This window comes from Paenibacillus kribbensis, from assembly GCF_002240415.1.
Taxonomy (GTDB): Bacteria; Bacillota; Bacilli; order Paenibacillales; family Paenibacillaceae; genus Paenibacillus; species Paenibacillus kribbensis.
Window position 1 is genome coordinate 274,726 of record NZ_CP020028.1, and the last position, 16,389, is coordinate 291,114.

Below are 16,389 nucleotides of genomic sequence, written 5' to 3' on the forward strand. Positions count from 1 at the left end.
GCTACAGAAGCAGAAATTTGAGAACAGGGTGAGTAGAAATGAAGGAGAAGAAAGAATTGCAATCCACGCCCAGTATTTGGCGCAATAGCCGTTTTACGCGAATGTTCGCAGCGCACACGGCTGCTTCCTTTGGCGATTGGTTTGATGCCATCGCCATTCAGGTGCTTGTTGCTTATCGCTGGGAAGCTGATCCCATGCTGATTGCGCTGATTCCGGTCGTGATGGCGCTGCCGGGTTTGCTGCTGGGCTCCATCGCCGGTACTTTAGCCGACCGGGTACACAAGGCCCGGCTGATGATCGGCTGCGATGCAGCTATCGCCTTATTGACGCTGGCGATTCTCGCCGTCCCGGGCCCGGCGTGGCTGCTGCCGTTGTTGGGCTTGCGCGCGGCGGCTGGCGTATTCCAAATGCCGTCACAGCAAGGCTTGACCCGCACGGTCGTCGCCAGCGGCGACCTGTTTCGGGCGACCTCGCTGAACGGGCTGGTCAATCAGGCCTCCAAAGTGGCGGGACCATTGCTGGGCGCCATGACCTTGACTGTGCTGTCCCCCCAGGCATGCATTATTTTGAATGCATTGCTGCGCCTCTGCTCCGGCCTGCTGCTGTGGCCGCTGCGCGGAATCGGTCCGGCACTGGCCAGCACAGAGCAGCAAGCGGTTGCTGACGAGCTGCCAGGAAAGCCGGAATCGCCGCGTACAGCGACTGAGGATGATGATGCCAAGATGCAGGAGAAGCCTGCTCACGCACCCCGTTTTCTCAGCCAATGGCGTGAGGGCTGGGCGTTCCTCTGGCGTACTCGAATGCTTTTGCATACGCTCATATTCGGACTTTTTGGCTTGATTGCCATTCTCATGATTGACTACCAGTTCCCTACGCTGCTGCGCGTGCTCGCTCCGGGGAACGAATCGCTGCTCGGCTGGCTGGTTTCAGCCATAGGGGCTGGCGCCGTCGGCTGCATGCTGGTGCTTAATCGCTTGAACCGTATAAGCGCGGGCTGGGGGCTAGGTGGAGGCTATGTGCTGATTGGCGGAGCTATTGCTGCTTTGGGCTGGGCGCAGCCAGGGACAGGCTTGCTCGCACTGCTTATGATTGGGGCTATGCTGGGCGTGGGCAACGGTCTCTACATCATCACCCAGAACTACATTTTACAAGCCAAAACCCCGGCTGATATGGTGGGACGGGTCTTTGGTATTCAAAGTACCGTCATTGGTGCGATTATGATCGTTTCGCCCCTGGCTGGAGGATTATTAATCCGAATAGCCGGGCCAGGGACTGCCTTTGTCTGGATCGGGATGACTGTTGGCCTCCTGGGTTTGGCGGGATTACTGCTTCAATCCGTGATCTGGCGCGAGCCCCTCGCTGATTCCAGCCTTACGACGGAACAACATGTTGACCTTGCATAGTCGTTTATTTTAAATTTTGTAGTTCGGAATTTTAGCATAGGAGGAATCATGATGAGTCAACGAACTTCAACAACCGCCGCGCCTGTAGCACGATTGCTTGAAGGATCACAGGTGTATCTGCGTCCCATTCATGTGGAGGACACGGAGCTGTATTATAATACGTTGTTCCAACAGGATGTGCGGAGGCTGACAGGCACGCAGCGCAGCTTTACCAAGGACCAAATTGCGCGTTATATCGAGGCTAAGGGTCAGGATACCTCAAGCCTGCTGCTTCTGATCGCGCTTTGCGAGGATGATCGTATCATTGGGGATATTGCCCTGCAGGATATGGACACCATGAATCGCAGCGCTGGCATTCGTATCGCCATTACTGAGCAGGGAGATCAAGGGAAAGGCTACGGCAGCGAAGCGCTTGTCCTGATGCTGGATTACGGATTCGGTATTTGCAATCTGCATCGGATTGAGCTGAATGTATTTGATTTTAATGAACGGGCCATTCGTTGTTATGAAAAGGTGGGCTTTCAGCGTGAAGGGGTACAAAGGGATGCTTTATTTTACAATCATGAATACCACGATTCGATTCTGATGAGCATGCTGAACCATGAATACCGCGACCGATATGTGAAAAAAGCAGAGAGCTGATAAACCACATTTACACGGGTTTGCAGAAGAGGTATAATAGACAAATAAAGTTACTCATTGCGCGAATATGACCGACAATATTAAATGAACATGAATTACCGGAGGAGCCTGTCACCAAGGCTCCTCTTTGTCTTTTGGAGGGGAACCTGTGCTGTACTTCGGGTTTCCCCTTTTATTTTGTCAGAGTGGTCATGTGCCAGGTCAGACACATATTTTGCACGTTAATTCTGCATTTTATGAGTATGAGAAATCTTTAAATTCTAGGTTATACGCAATGAGTCCAAATGCTAAAACAAAAGGAGGCTGACACTCTATGCAATTTATACTATATCTTCTGCTGATTCTATTGTTCACAAAAGTCGCGGGTCATCTGTCAGTCAGGCTCGGGCAGCCAGCGGTGCTGGGGAAGCTGATCGCGGGGATCGTGCTGGGTCCTGCCGTCTTGGGCTGGGTTCAGAACGATACGCTAATTCATGATATGTCTGAGATCGGCGTGCTGCTGCTGATGTTCATTGCCGGACTGGAGACGGATCTGGATCAGCTCAGGCGGAACTGGAAGCCGGCAGTAGCGGTGGCAGTCGGAGGTATTATTTTACCGCTGGTCTGTGGTTTTGGTGTAGGGGAAGCCTTTGGATTCTCGGTGCATGAAGGATGGTTTCTCGGAGTTGTGCTGAGCGCTACTTCTGTCAGCATTACGGTGCAGGTGCTCAAGGATATGAACAAGCTGAATACCCGGGAAGGCTCGACCATTTTGGGTGCTGCTGTGCTGGATGATGTGCTCGTCGTGGTGTTGCTTGCAGTGATGATGAGTGTGTTCGGTATGGGCGGGCAGGAAATGTCGCTTGGACTGCTCATCGGTAAAAAGCTGATTTTCTTCGTCGGAGCTGTGCTGGGGGGATGGCTGGTTGTCCCGTGGGTGATGAAAATACTTGCTCCACTAAAAGTGACTGAATCGGTCATCACAACTGCATTGATTATCTGTTTCGGGTTCGCGTATTTTGCTGATATGCTGGGGATGGCAGGGATTATCGGAGCCTTTGCTGCCGGGATTGCCATCGCACAAACCGACTTTAAGCACGTCGTGGAAGAAAAGGTAGAGCCCATTGCTTATTCCATTTTTGTTCCTGTGTTTTTTGTTAGTATTGGATTAAATGTTTCCTTTGAGGGAGTGGGGCAGCAGCTCGGATTTGTGGTTGCTTTGACACTGATTGCACTAGTGACGAAGCTAATCGGAGGAGGCATCGGGGCGCGGCTGACGGGCTTTGATAACCGTTCTTCGCTTGCGATCGGCTCCGGGATGATATCGCGTGGTGAAGTCGCGCTTATTATTGCAGCTACTGGTCTGCAAACGGGTCTGTTGGTACAGCAATATTTTACATCGGTGATCATTGCCGTCATTCTAACGACTTTGGCTGCGCCTCCGATCCTTAAGCTATGTTTTAGCGATAAGAAGCCTTCCGCTCACGAACCAAAAAAGAAGGTCAGCATTGACAAATCATAACGAAAACATCGACAAGTCATAACGAAAAGACCCTTCGGGTTCAACTTCTCATTGCGTGCATGGATAGTCCGATTTGGAGTAAAGCGGACTTCCTATGCAGCATGAGAAAGTGAGCGGAAGGGCCTTTTTTATGTTAAATGCACTGCTAAGATGAGGAAATCAGGACTCGGATACCACCGTGAAACGTTGGTTCAGATGCTGTGGCTTTTCAATTTCGTCGACAACAGCTACCGCATAATCTTCATAGCTGACATAGCTTGCACCTTTGGAATTGACCAGCAGCGTGTCTTTGCCTACTTGATAAGAGCCTGTGCGTCTGCCAAGAGCAAATTCAGCGGAAGGGCTAATGAAAGTCCAGTTCAGGTCGCTGGTGCCGCGCAGAATTTCCAGGTTTTTTCCCTGATTATTTGCTGTTGGATATACGAAATCCGGGAAATTAGGCGTATCTTTGACTAGAAGTGTGTGGGATTCATCAGTAAACAAGCTACCTGCACCACCTACCACAATCAGGCGTGTACCGGATACATTACGCAGTGCCTCAATCAGTACGTTACCTGCGTCTACATGCAGATGCTCTTGTCCCATTGGGGCGCCAAAAGCGTTAACGACGACGTCATAACCTTTCAGATCATCTGTTTTCAGATCAAAAACGTCTTTTTGAACCACAGTGGCACGATTTTCTGTTACTTTAGCCGGGTCGCGAACGATCGCGGTTACTTCATGTCCTCTATCCAATGCTTCTTTTACAATGTTTTTTCCTGCCTTGCCGCCTGCACCAATAACTGCAATTTTCATAATAGAAAGCCTCCTATAAATATAATGTGGATGGTTCATTCGTTTAATCGTAAGTGCATCCTGTTCATTCACGAACTTGGATATGTAACTATTATAGTTACAATATAAAATGAAAGTCAAGTCGCTTCTACTGAGCCAACTAAAGTCCTCGGGCGGCATCCATTGTAATGTAAAAGGGTGATTTTCATATGCTGAATAGTTACATACCCCCAAAAAACCGAGTTTGGCCCAAAGGCCGAATATTGGCTTTTCTGTTTGTGCCAGATCCAAGGCAGTTTATTTTGGGCCGGGTTCAAGAATCTGTGGAAAATAAATATGTATAGTGTGCCCTCCAACCAGGTAAGGAGAAAAAAGTATTTTTTCCATATGTTATAAATTTATTTCGGAAATTCTATTAAGAATCGGTTGTAGTATGCTTGGATCACCTTGCCAATGCGGGCTGGAATCTATTGAATCCAAAAATTTTCATATAAACTTTCGGGCTATAAACGCCGAATTAATAGTATAAATGATTAAGTAGTAGAGTTGCTAACGACTGAGTCTAAGAAAGAAAAGAAACATATAGTAAAATTAGGCTTGCTTCGATATATCGGCCTCTAAAGAAGATCGCTATAACACCACGAATACAGAGGTTCAGCAAAATGGAGGTCAATAGTTTGGAATGGCGAAGCAGACGTAAAGTATTGTGGGCTTGGCTTGGCTTACTGTTAAGCGCAGCTATTGGGATCGGGGGATGCTTATCCCATAGCGATAGGGGAGAATCGACAAAACGCTTTATTGCGAAGAATTTGACCAACCCTAACGGTACACTGGCTACCTACTTGCAGGAGGCAAAATCGGTCAATCCTGAGTTGGCAGCAGGGCGAGAGGCGCTCTCCGAGTCACTCGGACTTTGGATGCAGGCGGCATTAGCAAGTGATGACCAGGCCGCCTTTGAAAAGAGCTATGAAACGTTAAACCGCTACTTCGTGACGGATCGAGACTACATTGCATGGAAATTAAGCCCCGAAGGGGGGACGGAAGTTAGCACGAACGCGCTTGGCGACGACTTGCGGATTATTGGAGCTTTGCTGGAAGGGTCCCGAAAGTGGAAGGACCATCCCGTGTGGAGGGCGAGGGCTATAGATTTAGCGAAAACGTTGTTAAGCCGCTCGCAAAAAAACGGATATCTAGTGGATTTCTACGATTTCTCCAAACAAGGAGCTCCTGATACGCTGGCCCTCGCCTATGTGGATTTGTCGACGCTAAAAGGGCTCATGCAAGAAGGCGTACTGGACGAGGGAACGTATCGGCGATATCATGCCCTGCTGCAGGAAATGCCGGATGACGGTGTATTTTACCCCAAGTCCTTTAACGTGGTTACCGGGGAGTATGAGTATGAAGCAACTGTAAATTTAATTGACCAACTACTTGTAGCTATTCATGCCGGAGAAACGGATAGGGATCAAGCGCATCTGTATCAATTTCTGAAGCAGGAGTTTGACCAAACGGGGAAATTGTTCGGACAGTATATGTGTACCGACCGGACGGCAGCGGTGAAGTATGAGTCCCCTTCGGTTTACGGCCTCGCCATCATGTTTGCTCTTCAACAAGGGGACAGGCCCTTGGCAGAACAACTGTACGAACATATGCTAACCCTCAAGGGACATGATGTCCGTTATCCCGGAGGGTATGTGTTTGAAGCCAATACCCATATTTTCGATAACCTGCTTCCTCTACTAGGGGAGTATGCCCTTGAAAACGAGTAAAAAGCCTCCCGCTTTGACCGCGGGGAGGCGTCGGGCAGCGTGTCGGACATCCAAACTAGTTTAAGTCATAAATCATTATAGAGGTGGGCATGAGAAATAAAAGATTAATCCAGCGCATGGTCTGGGGATACATCCTGCTGATCGGTTTCGCGATCCTCCAGGTACTGCTGGTTTATGTGAACGTCTTTAGAGATCAATCTTTTACTATATTCGAGCTGGTTTTCAGTACAGGATGCCTTGCGGCTCTGCTACTGGGCTTTCTGGTTCCGGCCGGGGTCTCGGCCGTATGTATTTTTGTTTATATGGTTGCGTATTTGGTTTGGTTTACGTCTTACACTGAGGTGGATGTGTTGTCGTTTTCCTGGCTGTGGCTGCCCCCGGCCAATATGATCGCAGCCGCGTTTATCAAAGCCGGGCTGATCCGCAATAAGCGGCTTATGGAGCGGCTTGAGGAGCTGCAGCGCAGGAATCCCGAAGTAGATTTGAATACCTCGCTCGGGAATAAGGAAGCTTTTGCGGAAACGTTGGTCAAACAATCTAACCTTGCCAACCGTTATTCAGATACGTACAACTTCTGTCTGGCTATGTTTAAAATTGAATTTTTGCCAATGGTGCAGGAATCTCTCGGTTCGCAAGGGTATGCCCGGCTGCTCGTTTCCTTATCGGAAGGAATTCAGAAGCAAATCCGCTACGAGGATTACAAGTTTGGCCTTGATCAGGGAAGGTTTATCGTTTTGCTTCCCATGACAAACCATGAGTATTTAAAGGCGCTGACGGATCGGATCAAGAACGCGCTGATGGACACTTCCTTCCAGGACCGGAAAGGCCGGGAGTTGAAGTTGGTGATCCGTGCCGGGGCACTGGTTTTTACGAAGGAACAGTTCAGCAAATATGAAAATGCAGAGGCGGTCATTTCCGCGCTCGAACGTAATACAGAGACGGATTTGATCGGAGAATACATTTGAACTCATTGCAATTCATTGAGAATGATTTACAGTAGGAGGAGAAGAAGATGGCTTATACCGTCTGGTTTATTCCGTTATGCAAGATAGTTAGCGTCATTTTTGTCCTTGCGGTTTTGGGGCTGTTTATTGCAACGCTGGTCTTCCGGGTACGTGTAAATCGAAAATATGACCGGAGGAAAGTCAGTGGCTGATTTACTGTTAGTGTTATCGATTATAAGCATTTGGGTGGCCGTATTCCAGTCGATTCTAATTATGTGGGGCGCGGTTCGGTTTATTTTCAGGCAAAGCAGCAAGGATTGGAACATTCCCGATCCAGAGGAAATGGAGCATTTCCCCAGCGTTACCGTCATGGTCCCCGCACATAATGAAGAATTAGTCATTGCAGCAACTGGGGCAAATATTTTGCGGCTGAATTACCCGAAGGACAAAGTGCAGCTCATCGTTGTTGCCGACAACTGCAGTGACGGTACCGCTGGGAGATTAAAAGAGCTGAAAAACAAGGAGGCATTTCGGGACCGGGATTTTATGATTTTTGAACGGACAGGATCGGGTGGTAAATCCGGAGCGCTTAATGATGCGCTGGAGTATGCCAAACACGAGTGGATTTGCATTTTTGACGCCGACGCGGCGCCCGAGCGGAACGCTTTATACTTTTTGATCGAAAAGGCTATGGAAGAGCCGGATGCTTACGGGGCCGTTTTTGGACGGAACAAGGCAAGAAACCGCGGGCAAAATTTCCTCTCCAAATGCATCAATCTTGAACTGGTTACGTCCCAGCGGATTTATCATACCGGATTGTGGGAGCTGTTCAAGTTGGGGACGATTCCGGGGACGAATTTCATTGTAAAAACGGATTTGATCCGCGAGATCGGCGGATGGGATACGCAGGCGATTACAGAGGATACGGCCATTTCGTTCGAGATTCTGACGAGAGGACAGCTCATTGCGCTAGCGCCCCAGGCGGAAGCTTATCAGCAGGAGCCGGAGCAGCTCAGCGTTTATTTGAAACAGCGGGAGCGGTGGGCCAAAGGAAATTTTTCTGTCGTGATCGACAACATCCATCATTTGTTCAACCGATCAAGCTGGCGCATAAAGCTGCATGTGCTGTACTACGTGGCGAGTTACTTCTGGTTTATGCTGGCCATTATCGTATCGGACGTCATTTTCGTCGTCAATCTGATCTACGGGGTGATCGCGTTGTTCAAACCGGATGTGGCGATGCCGTTTCAGTTTGTAAATAATTTGTATGTCTACCTCATGATTGCCTGGGGATTAATGTATTACCTTTTCGTGCTGCAGATCAATCTGGCGCTGGCGACCGATATTGGACAAAGCACGATGCAAAACTTTATTTTGTCCTGTATATCTTATTTCACTTATGCCCAATTGTTCCTGCTGATTTCCCTGCGCGCTTTCTATTCGATGATCGTCGACAAGGTGACGGGGAGAAAAACCAAGTGGTACAAAACGCAGCGGTTTGAGGGATAAAGCAGCCAGCAAGTGGCTGATCCAGGCGAATAAGGAGCATTTTCCAGAAATGGACAGGGGCGAAAAACGGAGTAATCGGGAGGAGAGTGGAGATCGGCTGAATGGCCAATTCTCTGCTTTTTTACGTTGTTCCACGGTAGGCTAATCGGCGCTGAAGGCCGAAAACGGTGGAATTTGAGGATTGGGAGCCCGGATATATGCACAAAATTGTTCTAATTTATTGACTATAGATGAAATCAAGTTCTGCGGACATCCAATAGGATATACTGCAAACGAAGCAAGAAAAGCTTCAGACCGAATGGCTTGAAGCTTTTCTTGCTTCGTTTGTTGTTTTAACAAACTTTTATATCTGCTCTCATCCTAGGAAGAAAAAATATTATTGTAAGCCGTCCCGAACGGAAACATTGACGGAAACAGGCGAACCGTCATTAGTGTCAAAATTTAATATCCAAGTGCCGGCTTGATTTTTGTCAAAGTAGTGTTCTGTAGTAACAGAGCTACCTGGTTTAACCGTTAGGGACACCCAATCAGTTCCTGTTGGGGATGTCAAACGGTAATTCACAGCTACATTTTTGTTATTACTCACGTGAACGCGGACTTTTTCTCTACTGCTTCCTGCTTTATACGCAAAACTGCCAGTTCCTTGACCAGAAGAAAAATTATAAGTGGTATTAAGGAGTAAAGAGAACAGAGTAATTTCGCCAGGATCATACAATCCATCAACGATCTTCATATTAGGTACTTCCTTAACAGTATTATCCTGAGAATAGACGCTAGAAATTTCGCTAGAATTTTCTTTAATAGGGCTGCTGCTAGCGAAAGCAGGAAGAGCAGTCAAAATAAGAGCAGTAGATAAGACAGTGGATACGATTTTCTTTTTCAAAATAAATCCCTCCATGGTATCAATATGTAAATCACCAATTCATGATACTATATTTATCCATATAGTAACAAGTAGTGGGAAAAAAAATTTGCAGTAGTCTGTTAAATGGTGTCTTTTTGATGAATAAACTTCCAACCTATAATTTTTTTTATTTGAGATATTCGGCCTTGTGACACGCCAAGCCATTCGGCATATTCGCTCTGTTTGGCTTTTGGATGTTCACTCATGAGTTCCCGTCAACTTTTAAGCAATTGTAATGTGGACTGATGGACTTTGTATTCTTTATACGCAGGTTTCTCCTTAATAGCAGGAACAGGAATGGAAGTAACACCTACGGTCCCCTTTAGGTTAAGTATACATTGCTTACATAAAAGAGAGCTTTTGAAATAGCTTAAATCCTGGATCGAATTGAACAGCTTACAGGAAATTCCGCTATTGTATTTCCCTAAGCCCATAAAAGCTGTTTCAACGTCCACATAAAATTCTAAAGGTTCGTTAAATCTCAATCCGCATTGAGTTCCGAAACCCACCTAATTAATTTTCCAAATATCCTTGTAATTTTTGCGTATATAATCCTAATGATATCCTAAAAGAGTTGATGGGCATTATGAAAAAAACGCTAGGCTATGAAACCGCTTCACGTTCGTTAAACAGAGTGATAATATAAAATTTGAAAGATTTGACTGATATTTTAGCTTATGGATCTAAGGGGGGATATCCATGCCATTTCAGGGACAACGTATTTTGCCTGCTGCCAAGCACATGAAGCAGCTGGAGGGCATTTTGGACAGCTCCTATGAGTATGCGGTTTTTCTGGATACGCATGTAGCGCAGCTGCGCAGCCTGTACCAGCTAGCCGGGAGTCGCAACAAGCAGATGCTTTTGCATGCCGATCTGGTGCAAGGCTTGAAAAATGATGAATATGCAACGGAATATTTGTGTCAGGAGATTAAGCCGTTTGGGATTATCTCGACCCGGTCCGGAGTGATTGCCACGGCTAAAAAGAAGGGAATTCTTGCGGTTCAGCGGGTGTTCCTGCTGGATACGATTGCGCTGGAAAAAAGCTATGCGCTGCTGGAAAAAACATGGCCCGATTACATTGAGGTGCTGCCAGGCATTGTTCCACCCATGATTAAAGAGGTCAGTGAACGTACGGGTATTCCCATATTGGCGGGCGGACTGATTCGTACCCCGGAGGATGTAGAAGCGGCTCTCGCTGCAGGAGCTACAGCAGTGACAACATCCAATAAACAGCTGTTCGAGCATTATAAGAAGTAATTGAATCAAATGGGCACCATCAACCAGTTCGCACCCCATTTTGTTTGATCGGCAGGGATTAGTGGTATACAAGCACAGGCGGGAGTTCTCGCAGGTAGTTAGATTTCCCTTTTCATCGTGTACAGTGTGTGCTACGATATGGATAAGTTAATACTCGTCAGGAGATTTGGAGAGACCATGAACCGCTCGGCATGCGCCGCAGCGATGTTCGTGGTCTTTTTTTGCATCTTTTGATGACTGGGTTGGCAGATCGCATCGTGAACATATACAAAGCAGGAGGGATAGATGATGGGAGAACAGGGATTTGCTGCGCAGGAGAGAACGGCTGTTTTGGAACGTATGGGGCAGGAGCATTTTGATATATTAATTATTGGCGGCGGCATTACAGGAGCCGGAATTGCACTGGATGCCGCGGATCGCGGCTTGAAGACGGCGCTGGTGGAAATGCAGGATTTCGCAGCAGGCACGTCCAGTCGCTCTACCAAGCTGGTGCATGGCGGTCTTCGTTATTTGAAGCAGTTTGAGGTTAAGATGGTAGCCGAGGTCGGGAAGGAGCGGGCAATCGTATTCGAAAATGGTCCGCATGTGACCATACCGGAGCGTATGCTGCTTCCTTTTCACAAGGGGGGGACGTTTAATGCGTTCACCACCTCGATTGGTCTGCTGGTATATGACTTTCTTGCTGGAGTGAAACGCAGTGAGCGCCGCCGAATGCTGGACATCCAGGCTACGCTGGAGCGTGAGCCTTTGCTGAAGCGGGAAGGATTGAAGGGCAGCGGCAGCTATGTAGAGTATCGTACAGATGATGCTCGCCTGACGATTGAGGTTATGAAGGAGGCCGTTGCGCGAGGGGCGTTGGCGGTGAACTATGCCAAGGCTGACAGGCTGCTGTATGATGACGGACGAATTAGCGGCGCAAGTGTAACGGATCGGCTCACAGGGAAGCCTTACGAAATTCGGGCATCGCTGGTCATTAACGCGGCCGGACCATGGGTGGATACGCTGCGGGAGATGGATCGCTCCAAAGAGGGTAAAATGCTTCGCCTGACGAAAGGCGTTCATCTGGTATTTGATGCCAGGCGTTTTCCGCTCAAACAGGCTGTGTACTTCGATACACCGGATGGACGCATGGTATTTGCGATCCCGCGTGATGGCAAAACCTATGCGGGTACGACCGACACGGTATATGAGGGGGATACAGCTCATCCCCGAATGACTGCCGAAGATCGGGCGTATGTGCTTCAAGCGATCAACGGGATGTTCCCGGATATGAAGCTGGGCGTTCAGGATGTGGAATCCAGTTGGGCAGGGGTACGGCCGCTTATTTATGAAGATGGTAAAAGCCCTTCGGAAATTTCACGCAAGGATGAAATTTGGGAATCCCGTTCAGGCTTGATCACGATTGCGGGCGGCAAGCTGACAGGCTACCGGAAAATGTCCGAGCTCGTCGTGGATCGTGCAGTACGCGAGCTGGGGCGCTTGCATGGGCAGAGCTTCCGGGCGTGCCGCACCCGACATATCCCGATTTCGGGCGGCAGCGTAGGCGGCTCGGCAGGCTGGGATGCCTTCGTGAGCAAGCAAGCCACGGCGGGTGCTGTGCTCGGCCTATCGCCGCAAATGGCCAGAGCATGGGCCACTCGATACGGCTCCAATACAGAGCGGCTGTTTGCCATCGCGGCGCGCAGCATGAAGGAGGCAACGGAGACGGAAGCGGCGCTGCCTCTGGAAGTGCGTGTCCCGCTCCTGTATGCGATGGAGCAGGAAATGACGGTGACCCCGTCTGATTTCTTCATTCGTCGAACCGGAGCGCTGTTCTTCCAGATTGGCGAGGTGAAGCACTGGAAGGAGCCCGTCATTGCACTGATGTCTGAACATGCAGGCTGGAGCCCTGCGCAAGAGCGCCAATATGCGGCTGAGCTGGATGCTTATCTGCATGAAGCAGTGACGCCTGTAGAGGCAGAAGAGAAGTCAGACGTTGTGAAGGCACGGCTTTGACCGAAAATAAAAAGCATCAATTCTCCAATAACAAGAGAATTGATGCTTTTTGTATAGAACTGGCTTACAGCATCAGGTGGAACAGGAACGGCGCAGCCGCCAACGTAAAGAGAGCGGCGAGCACCATAGAGATGCTGGAGATTGTACCTGTCAGCGAGCTGAATTCAAATGCTTTGGAGGTGCCAGTGCCATGAGCACCGGTACCGAGCAGTACCCCGCGCGAGACTTCATTTTCGATACGGAACAGCTTGACGATCATCGGACCAATAATGAGACCACTCAAGCCGGTCAAAATAACGAATACAGCCGTGACGGTTGGATTGCCGCCAATCGTTTGTGATACATTCATGGCAATGGGTGTCGTAATGGAGCGGGGAATCAGGCTGCTGAGCAGCGACGAGTCCAGATGCATCCATTTGGCAAGAGCCATGGAGGACAATACAGCTACAACGGAGCCTGACAGCACACTAAATACGATTTGGGACGCATGCTTCTTCAATACAGGAAAGTTGCGGTACAAAGGAACAGCAAATGCAATCGTAGCTGGTTGCAGCAGCGTGGACAGCAAGTGCGCACCCGAATTATAGGAACGGTAGTTCACGCCCGTCAGCGTCAAAATCAAAATGATAACAACGGGTGTAATAAGCAATGGAGACATATACACCTTGGGCAGGGTGCGATACATACGTTTGGCCATCCAGTAAATAGCGAGTGTCAATACAATACATAGAAGACCGATCATGATGATTTGTGCTCCTTTCGTTTACCAAGCAGACTGGCGACCATACCCGTGCAGGCCATCACCAGAAAGGTGCCAAGCAATACTACCAGCATAATACTCATACCATCGTGTTCCAGCATCGGCCAATAATTCATAACACCGACAGCGGAGGGAATAAAGAATAATAGCAGCTCGGCCAGCAGCCAGTTCGCGCCAACCTCAATCCAGCTTAGTCGGACCAAACCGGTTTGCAGCAGAATAAAAAGGATTACCATACCGACAATGCTACCGGGTACAGGCAGGTGGAGCCAGGAAACTGCCGCGTTCAGGATGAGTGAAAAGGCCATCAGGACGGCAATCTGGAGGACACCGCGTATGAAGCTTTTCATATATATTAACTCCTATCTTTGAATTTCGTTATTTTCAAACTGTAATGAAATTTTACATCACCAGCTTTCATGAGTAAAATGCATATAAAGAATAAAAGGTATTCCGTTTGTCTATGGAAGAAGGTGCAGGTTTGGATATCCGACATTTACAATATTTTTTAGAAGTCGCGCGGCTGCGCAGCTTTACAAAGGCGGCCCAGAGCATGTTCATTACACAGCCGACGATCAGTAAGACGATTAAAAGCCTGGAGGATGAGCTGGGTGTTACCTTGTTCGATCGAATTGGTAAAAGAATCGAGCTGACGGATGCGGGGAAGGTGATTGAGCTTCAGGCTCAAGCGATTGTGAAGTCCTTTCAAAGCTTGTCCTCGGAGCTGAGTGATTTGATGAACCTGAAAAAAGGGCATATCCGTATCGGCCTGCCGCCGATGGTTGGATCAAGCTTTTTTCCGAGTGTCATTGGGGAGTTTCACAAGGCCTATCCCGATGTGACCATTCAATTGTTCGAGGACGGAGCGAAGAAAGTGGAGCGGGACGTAGGAGCCGGGGTATTGGATATCGGAGTGATTGTGCTGCCTGCAAGTGAAGATATGTTTGAGACGTTTCTATTTGTGGAGGAAAAGTTGAATCTGCTCGTTCACCCTACGCATGCATTGGCTGAGTGCAAGGAGGTACCGTTATCCGCGCTGGCGGAGGAAGCGTTTGTGCTGTTCCGCGAGGATTTTACGCTGCATGATCGTATCATTGCGGAGTGTGTCCGTGCCGGCTTTCAGCCGCGTGTAGTCTATGAAAGCTCACAATGGGATCTCATCAGTGAAATGGTTGCTGCGAACCTGGGGATAGCGCTATTGCCGGAAGCCATTTGCCGGGATCTGGATTCCGAGCGCTTGCGTATTCTTCCGTTGGTGGACCCCGTCATCCCCTGGCATTTGGGAATGATCTGGCAGAAGGATCGTTACCTGTCCTTTGCAGCCAGAGAATGGATATCGTTCACGCAGGAGCTGCTGCGGACGGAGTATGGCAGCAAGTAGCCCATAATAAAAGCTGCCCTTATGGGCAGCGATGCAGCTTGCGTCTATGAATGTGCCTGATTGTTTTGGTTTACCGCTCGCTTGGTGTGAAGGTATTTGTCCATAATTCGGTCAAGCCTGGAGGATTTGTCCAATACTCGTTCATCCTTTAATCCGTGTAAGTTAGCCATGCGATTCAATTCGCGGCGTTCTTTTTCCATGAGTTTTTCCAATTGTTCGAGGTTCAAAAAGCCCACCCCCCATGTCGATTGTAAGGCATGTCTTCACTAGCGGCAGAAGAGTCTTTATAACGATGTTTTTTCCAGTTTACCACATTTTATTAACAATAATCCAGCTTACCTGACATTTAGCGACTAATCATCATGGTTTTGCCAGCTCTACCCGATTGCGCCCTGAACGTTTGGCCTCATATAGAGCGTCATCCACTTTCTCCAATAATTTATCCGCTGTAATGGCAGGAAAACTGCCTGCTCCGACAGATACTGTCAGGGGAACGATGGTTCCGTCATTCAGTTGGAATGGTCCATGTTCCACAGCTTTTCGAATCTTCTCGGCAAGGCTTGCTGCCTTCTGGCTGTCGCAATCTCCAATCAGAATGGCAAATTCTTCGCCGCCTTTTCGCGAGGGGTATGCTCTTATTGTAAACTCCCGGTTTAACAGAATTCCTAATTGGCTCAAGACAGTATCGCCGTTCAAATGACCATAAGTATCATTAATTTTTTTAAAATGGTCAATATCCAGCATCACGAGTCCAAAGGGTTGTTTAGTAGCCTTGGAAGTATGAAAGACCTCTTCAAATAGCGCATCGAAAGCGCGCGGACTGTATAATCCGGTTAAATGGTCCCGATTCGCAGCCTCTTCGAGCAGATGAATGGCCCGTTCTGTTTTTTTGATATGGGACATCATAAAATAAGTGAACAGGCCACCAAGCAATCTAACGGTTATGACTATTATAATCGTTTCATTATCAGGAGGATTAACCACAAAGAAAGCAGATAACAGCGATATAACAGCAGCTCCAAGCACGGCTGACATCCATTTGCGGAGTGTTAGGGATTTTCCTCGAAGGAAGATAAGTGAAATGCCAAGTGTCATGAAGCAATTGACAGTAGCGGTCAGAGAAACATCTGTCCAACCACCGGTGATGTAAATACGGTACAGGCTTATGATCAGGGCGGTCAACAGACCGGATATGGTTCCTCCCATATAAACAGATATGATAATAGCCAATTGGCGCAGATCGACCACAAAATGCCCGTTGATCCATAAACCGGTCATCATTAAAAGAATACCAAACAGTCCCAACATTAAGCCGTTCATTACCCGATGGATATATTTATGTTTTTCCAGGTAACGCTCGTATTTTCGTGATAGCAAATTCCCAAAGAATAAGAAGCTTGTTAATAAAGCGAAATTGTTAATTAATTCTTTTAACATAACCCTATCCTTTATGCTGTAATGTGAGTTGGACACTGTTGAGAATAAAGTAATAAGTCTCATTTCTATATTTCGGTAAAAAATAAGTGCGAGTGAATAGTAATTGACCACAA

16 protein-coding genes are annotated in these 16,389 nt (G+C 48.0%); 10 read left to right on the forward strand and 6 right to left on the reverse strand.

Annotated elements, in window-relative coordinates:
- Positions 1-38: 38 nt before the first annotated feature.
- The 3 genes from B4V02_RS01185 (at position 39) to B4V02_RS01195 (ending at position 3,546) form a co-directional block, all read left to right on the forward strand.
- Positions 39-1,403 (forward strand): MFS transporter, encoded by a 1,365-nt coding sequence (locus tag B4V02_RS01185; protein ID WP_094153475.1) that lies wholly within the window; start codon positions 39-41, stop codon positions 1,401-1,403.
- 51 nt (positions 1,404-1,454) lie between these two features.
- Positions 1,455-2,045: a GNAT family N-acetyltransferase gene (locus tag B4V02_RS01190; RefSeq protein WP_179030938.1), complete on the forward strand. Its 591-nt coding sequence runs from the start codon at positions 1,455-1,457 to the stop codon at positions 2,043-2,045.
- Positions 2,046-2,358: 313 nt separating this feature from the next.
- Positions 2,359-3,546, forward strand: a complete 1,188-nt coding sequence (locus B4V02_RS01195) for a cation:proton antiporter (RefSeq protein WP_094153477.1) — start codon at positions 2,359-2,361, stop codon at positions 3,544-3,546.
- Positions 3,547-3,705: 159 nt separating this feature from the next.
- On the opposite strand, the gene B4V02_RS01200 is transcribed toward B4V02_RS01195, so the two are convergent.
- The gene (locus tag B4V02_RS01200) at positions 3,706-4,341 is read right to left on the reverse strand and encodes an NAD(P)-dependent oxidoreductase (RefSeq protein ID WP_094153478.1); all 636 of its coding nucleotides are present in this window, start codon (positions 4,339-4,341) and stop codon (positions 3,706-3,708) included.
- A gap of 656 nt (positions 4,342-4,997) precedes the next feature.
- On the opposite strand from B4V02_RS01200, the gene B4V02_RS01205 reads away from it, so the two are divergent.
- From B4V02_RS01205 to B4V02_RS01215, 4 genes are all read left to right on the forward strand, one after another.
- The gene (locus tag B4V02_RS01205; protein ID WP_244188431.1) at positions 4,998-6,089 is read left to right on the forward strand and encodes a glycosyl hydrolase; all 1,092 of its coding nucleotides are present in this window, start codon (positions 4,998-5,000) and stop codon (positions 6,087-6,089) included.
- 89 nt (positions 6,090-6,178) lie between these two features.
- Positions 6,179-7,054, forward strand: coding sequence for a GGDEF domain-containing protein (locus B4V02_RS01210; RefSeq protein WP_094153480.1), 876 nt, complete (start codon positions 6,179-6,181; stop codon positions 7,052-7,054).
- 47 nt (positions 7,055-7,101) lie between these two features.
- Positions 7,102-7,245: a hypothetical protein gene (locus B4V02_RS26045; protein ID WP_167383734.1), complete on the forward strand. Its 144-nt coding sequence runs from the start codon at positions 7,102-7,104 to the stop codon at positions 7,243-7,245.
- Positions 7,238-8,542 (forward strand): glycosyltransferase family 2 protein, encoded by a 1,305-nt coding sequence (locus B4V02_RS01215; RefSeq protein ID WP_094153481.1) that lies wholly within the window; start codon positions 7,238-7,240, stop codon positions 8,540-8,542. Before B4V02_RS26045 ends, B4V02_RS01215 begins: the two co-directional genes overlap by 8 nt.
- A 376-nt stretch (positions 8,543-8,918) precedes the next feature.
- Here B4V02_RS01215 and B4V02_RS01225 read toward each other — a convergent pair whose 3' ends face one another.
- Complete coding sequence (locus tag B4V02_RS01225) at positions 8,919-9,425, reverse strand: hypothetical protein (RefSeq protein WP_094153483.1); 507 nt, start codon at positions 9,423-9,425, stop codon at positions 8,919-8,921.
- 720 nt (positions 9,426-10,145) lie between these two features.
- On the opposite strand from B4V02_RS01225, the gene B4V02_RS01235 reads away from it, so the two are divergent.
- Together B4V02_RS01235 and B4V02_RS01240 are read left to right on the forward strand one after the other, a co-directional pair.
- Positions 10,146-10,703 carry a glycerol-3-phosphate responsive antiterminator gene (locus B4V02_RS01235; protein WP_094153484.1) on the forward strand — a complete coding sequence of 186 codons (558 nt, stop codon included), beginning with the start codon at positions 10,146-10,148 and terminating at the stop codon, positions 10,701-10,703.
- 288 nt (positions 10,704-10,991) lie between these two features.
- Positions 10,992-12,698: a glycerol-3-phosphate dehydrogenase/oxidase gene (locus B4V02_RS01240; RefSeq protein ID WP_094153485.1), complete on the forward strand. Its 1,707-nt coding sequence runs from the start codon at positions 10,992-10,994 to the stop codon at positions 12,696-12,698.
- Positions 12,699-12,762: 64 nt separating this feature from the next.
- On the opposite strand, the gene B4V02_RS01245 is transcribed toward B4V02_RS01240, so the two are convergent.
- Both B4V02_RS01245 and B4V02_RS01250 read right to left on the reverse strand, forming a co-directional pair.
- Entirely contained in the window at positions 12,763-13,440 is a 678-nt protein-coding gene (locus B4V02_RS01245) for a CidB/LrgB family autolysis modulator (RefSeq protein WP_007432908.1), read from the reverse strand.
- Positions 13,437-13,808: a CidA/LrgA family protein gene (locus B4V02_RS01250; RefSeq protein WP_007432907.1), complete on the reverse strand. Its 372-nt coding sequence runs from the start codon at positions 13,806-13,808 to the stop codon at positions 13,437-13,439. The genes B4V02_RS01245 and B4V02_RS01250 overlap by 4 nt, the downstream gene beginning before the upstream one ends.
- Positions 13,809-13,939: 131 nt before the next feature.
- Between B4V02_RS01250 and cidR the strand changes: the two genes are divergently transcribed.
- Positions 13,940-14,839: a cidABC operon transcriptional activator CidR gene (gene cidR / locus B4V02_RS01255; protein WP_007432906.1), complete on the forward strand. Its 900-nt coding sequence runs from the start codon at positions 13,940-13,942 to the stop codon at positions 14,837-14,839.
- Positions 14,840-14,883: 44 nt separating this feature from the next.
- On the opposite strand, the gene B4V02_RS01260 is transcribed toward cidR, so the two are convergent.
- Together B4V02_RS01260 and B4V02_RS01265 are read right to left on the reverse strand one after the other, a co-directional pair.
- Positions 14,884-15,066 (reverse strand): aspartyl-phosphate phosphatase Spo0E family protein, encoded by a 183-nt coding sequence (locus B4V02_RS01260; protein WP_007432905.1) that lies wholly within the window; start codon positions 15,064-15,066, stop codon positions 14,884-14,886.
- Positions 15,067-15,199: 133 nt separating this feature from the next.
- Entirely contained in the window at positions 15,200-16,387 is a 1,188-nt protein-coding gene (locus B4V02_RS01265) for a diguanylate cyclase (RefSeq protein ID WP_244188520.1), read from the reverse strand.
- Positions 16,388-16,389: the final 2 nt, after the last annotated feature.

Excerpts from the sequence above, each read along its gene's own strand:
- B4V02_RS01195 (WP_094153477.1), top strand. The coding sequence starts at position 2,359 with ATGCAATTTATACTATATCTTCTGCTGATTCTATTGTTCACAAAAGTC.
- B4V02_RS26045 (WP_167383734.1), top strand. The coding sequence starts at position 7,102 with ATGGCTTATACCGTCTGGTTTATTCCGTTATGCAAGATAGTTAGCGTC.
- B4V02_RS01245 (WP_007432908.1), bottom strand. The coding sequence starts at position 13,440 with ATGATCGGTCTTCTATGTATTGTATTGACACTCGCTATTTACTGGATG.
- B4V02_RS01250 (WP_007432907.1), bottom strand. The coding sequence starts at position 13,808 with ATGAAAAGCTTCATACGCGGTGTCCTCCAGATTGCCGTCCTGATGGCC.
- B4V02_RS01235 (WP_094153484.1), top strand. The coding sequence starts at position 10,146 with ATGCCATTTCAGGGACAACGTATTTTGCCTGCTGCCAAGCACATGAAG.
- B4V02_RS01185 (WP_094153475.1), top strand. The coding sequence starts at position 39 with ATGAAGGAGAAGAAAGAATTGCAATCCACGCCCAGTATTTGGCGCAAT.
- B4V02_RS01210 (WP_094153480.1), top strand. The coding sequence starts at position 6,179 with ATGAGAAATAAAAGATTAATCCAGCGCATGGTCTGGGGATACATCCTG.
- B4V02_RS01190 (WP_179030938.1), top strand. The coding sequence starts at position 1,455 with ATGAGTCAACGAACTTCAACAACCGCCGCGCCTGTAGCACGATTGCTT.
- B4V02_RS01200 (WP_094153478.1), bottom strand. The coding sequence starts at position 4,341 with ATGAAAATTGCAGTTATTGGTGCAGGCGGCAAGGCAGGAAAAAACATT.
- B4V02_RS01240 (WP_094153485.1), top strand. The coding sequence starts at position 10,992 with ATGGGAGAACAGGGATTTGCTGCGCAGGAGAGAACGGCTGTTTTGGAA.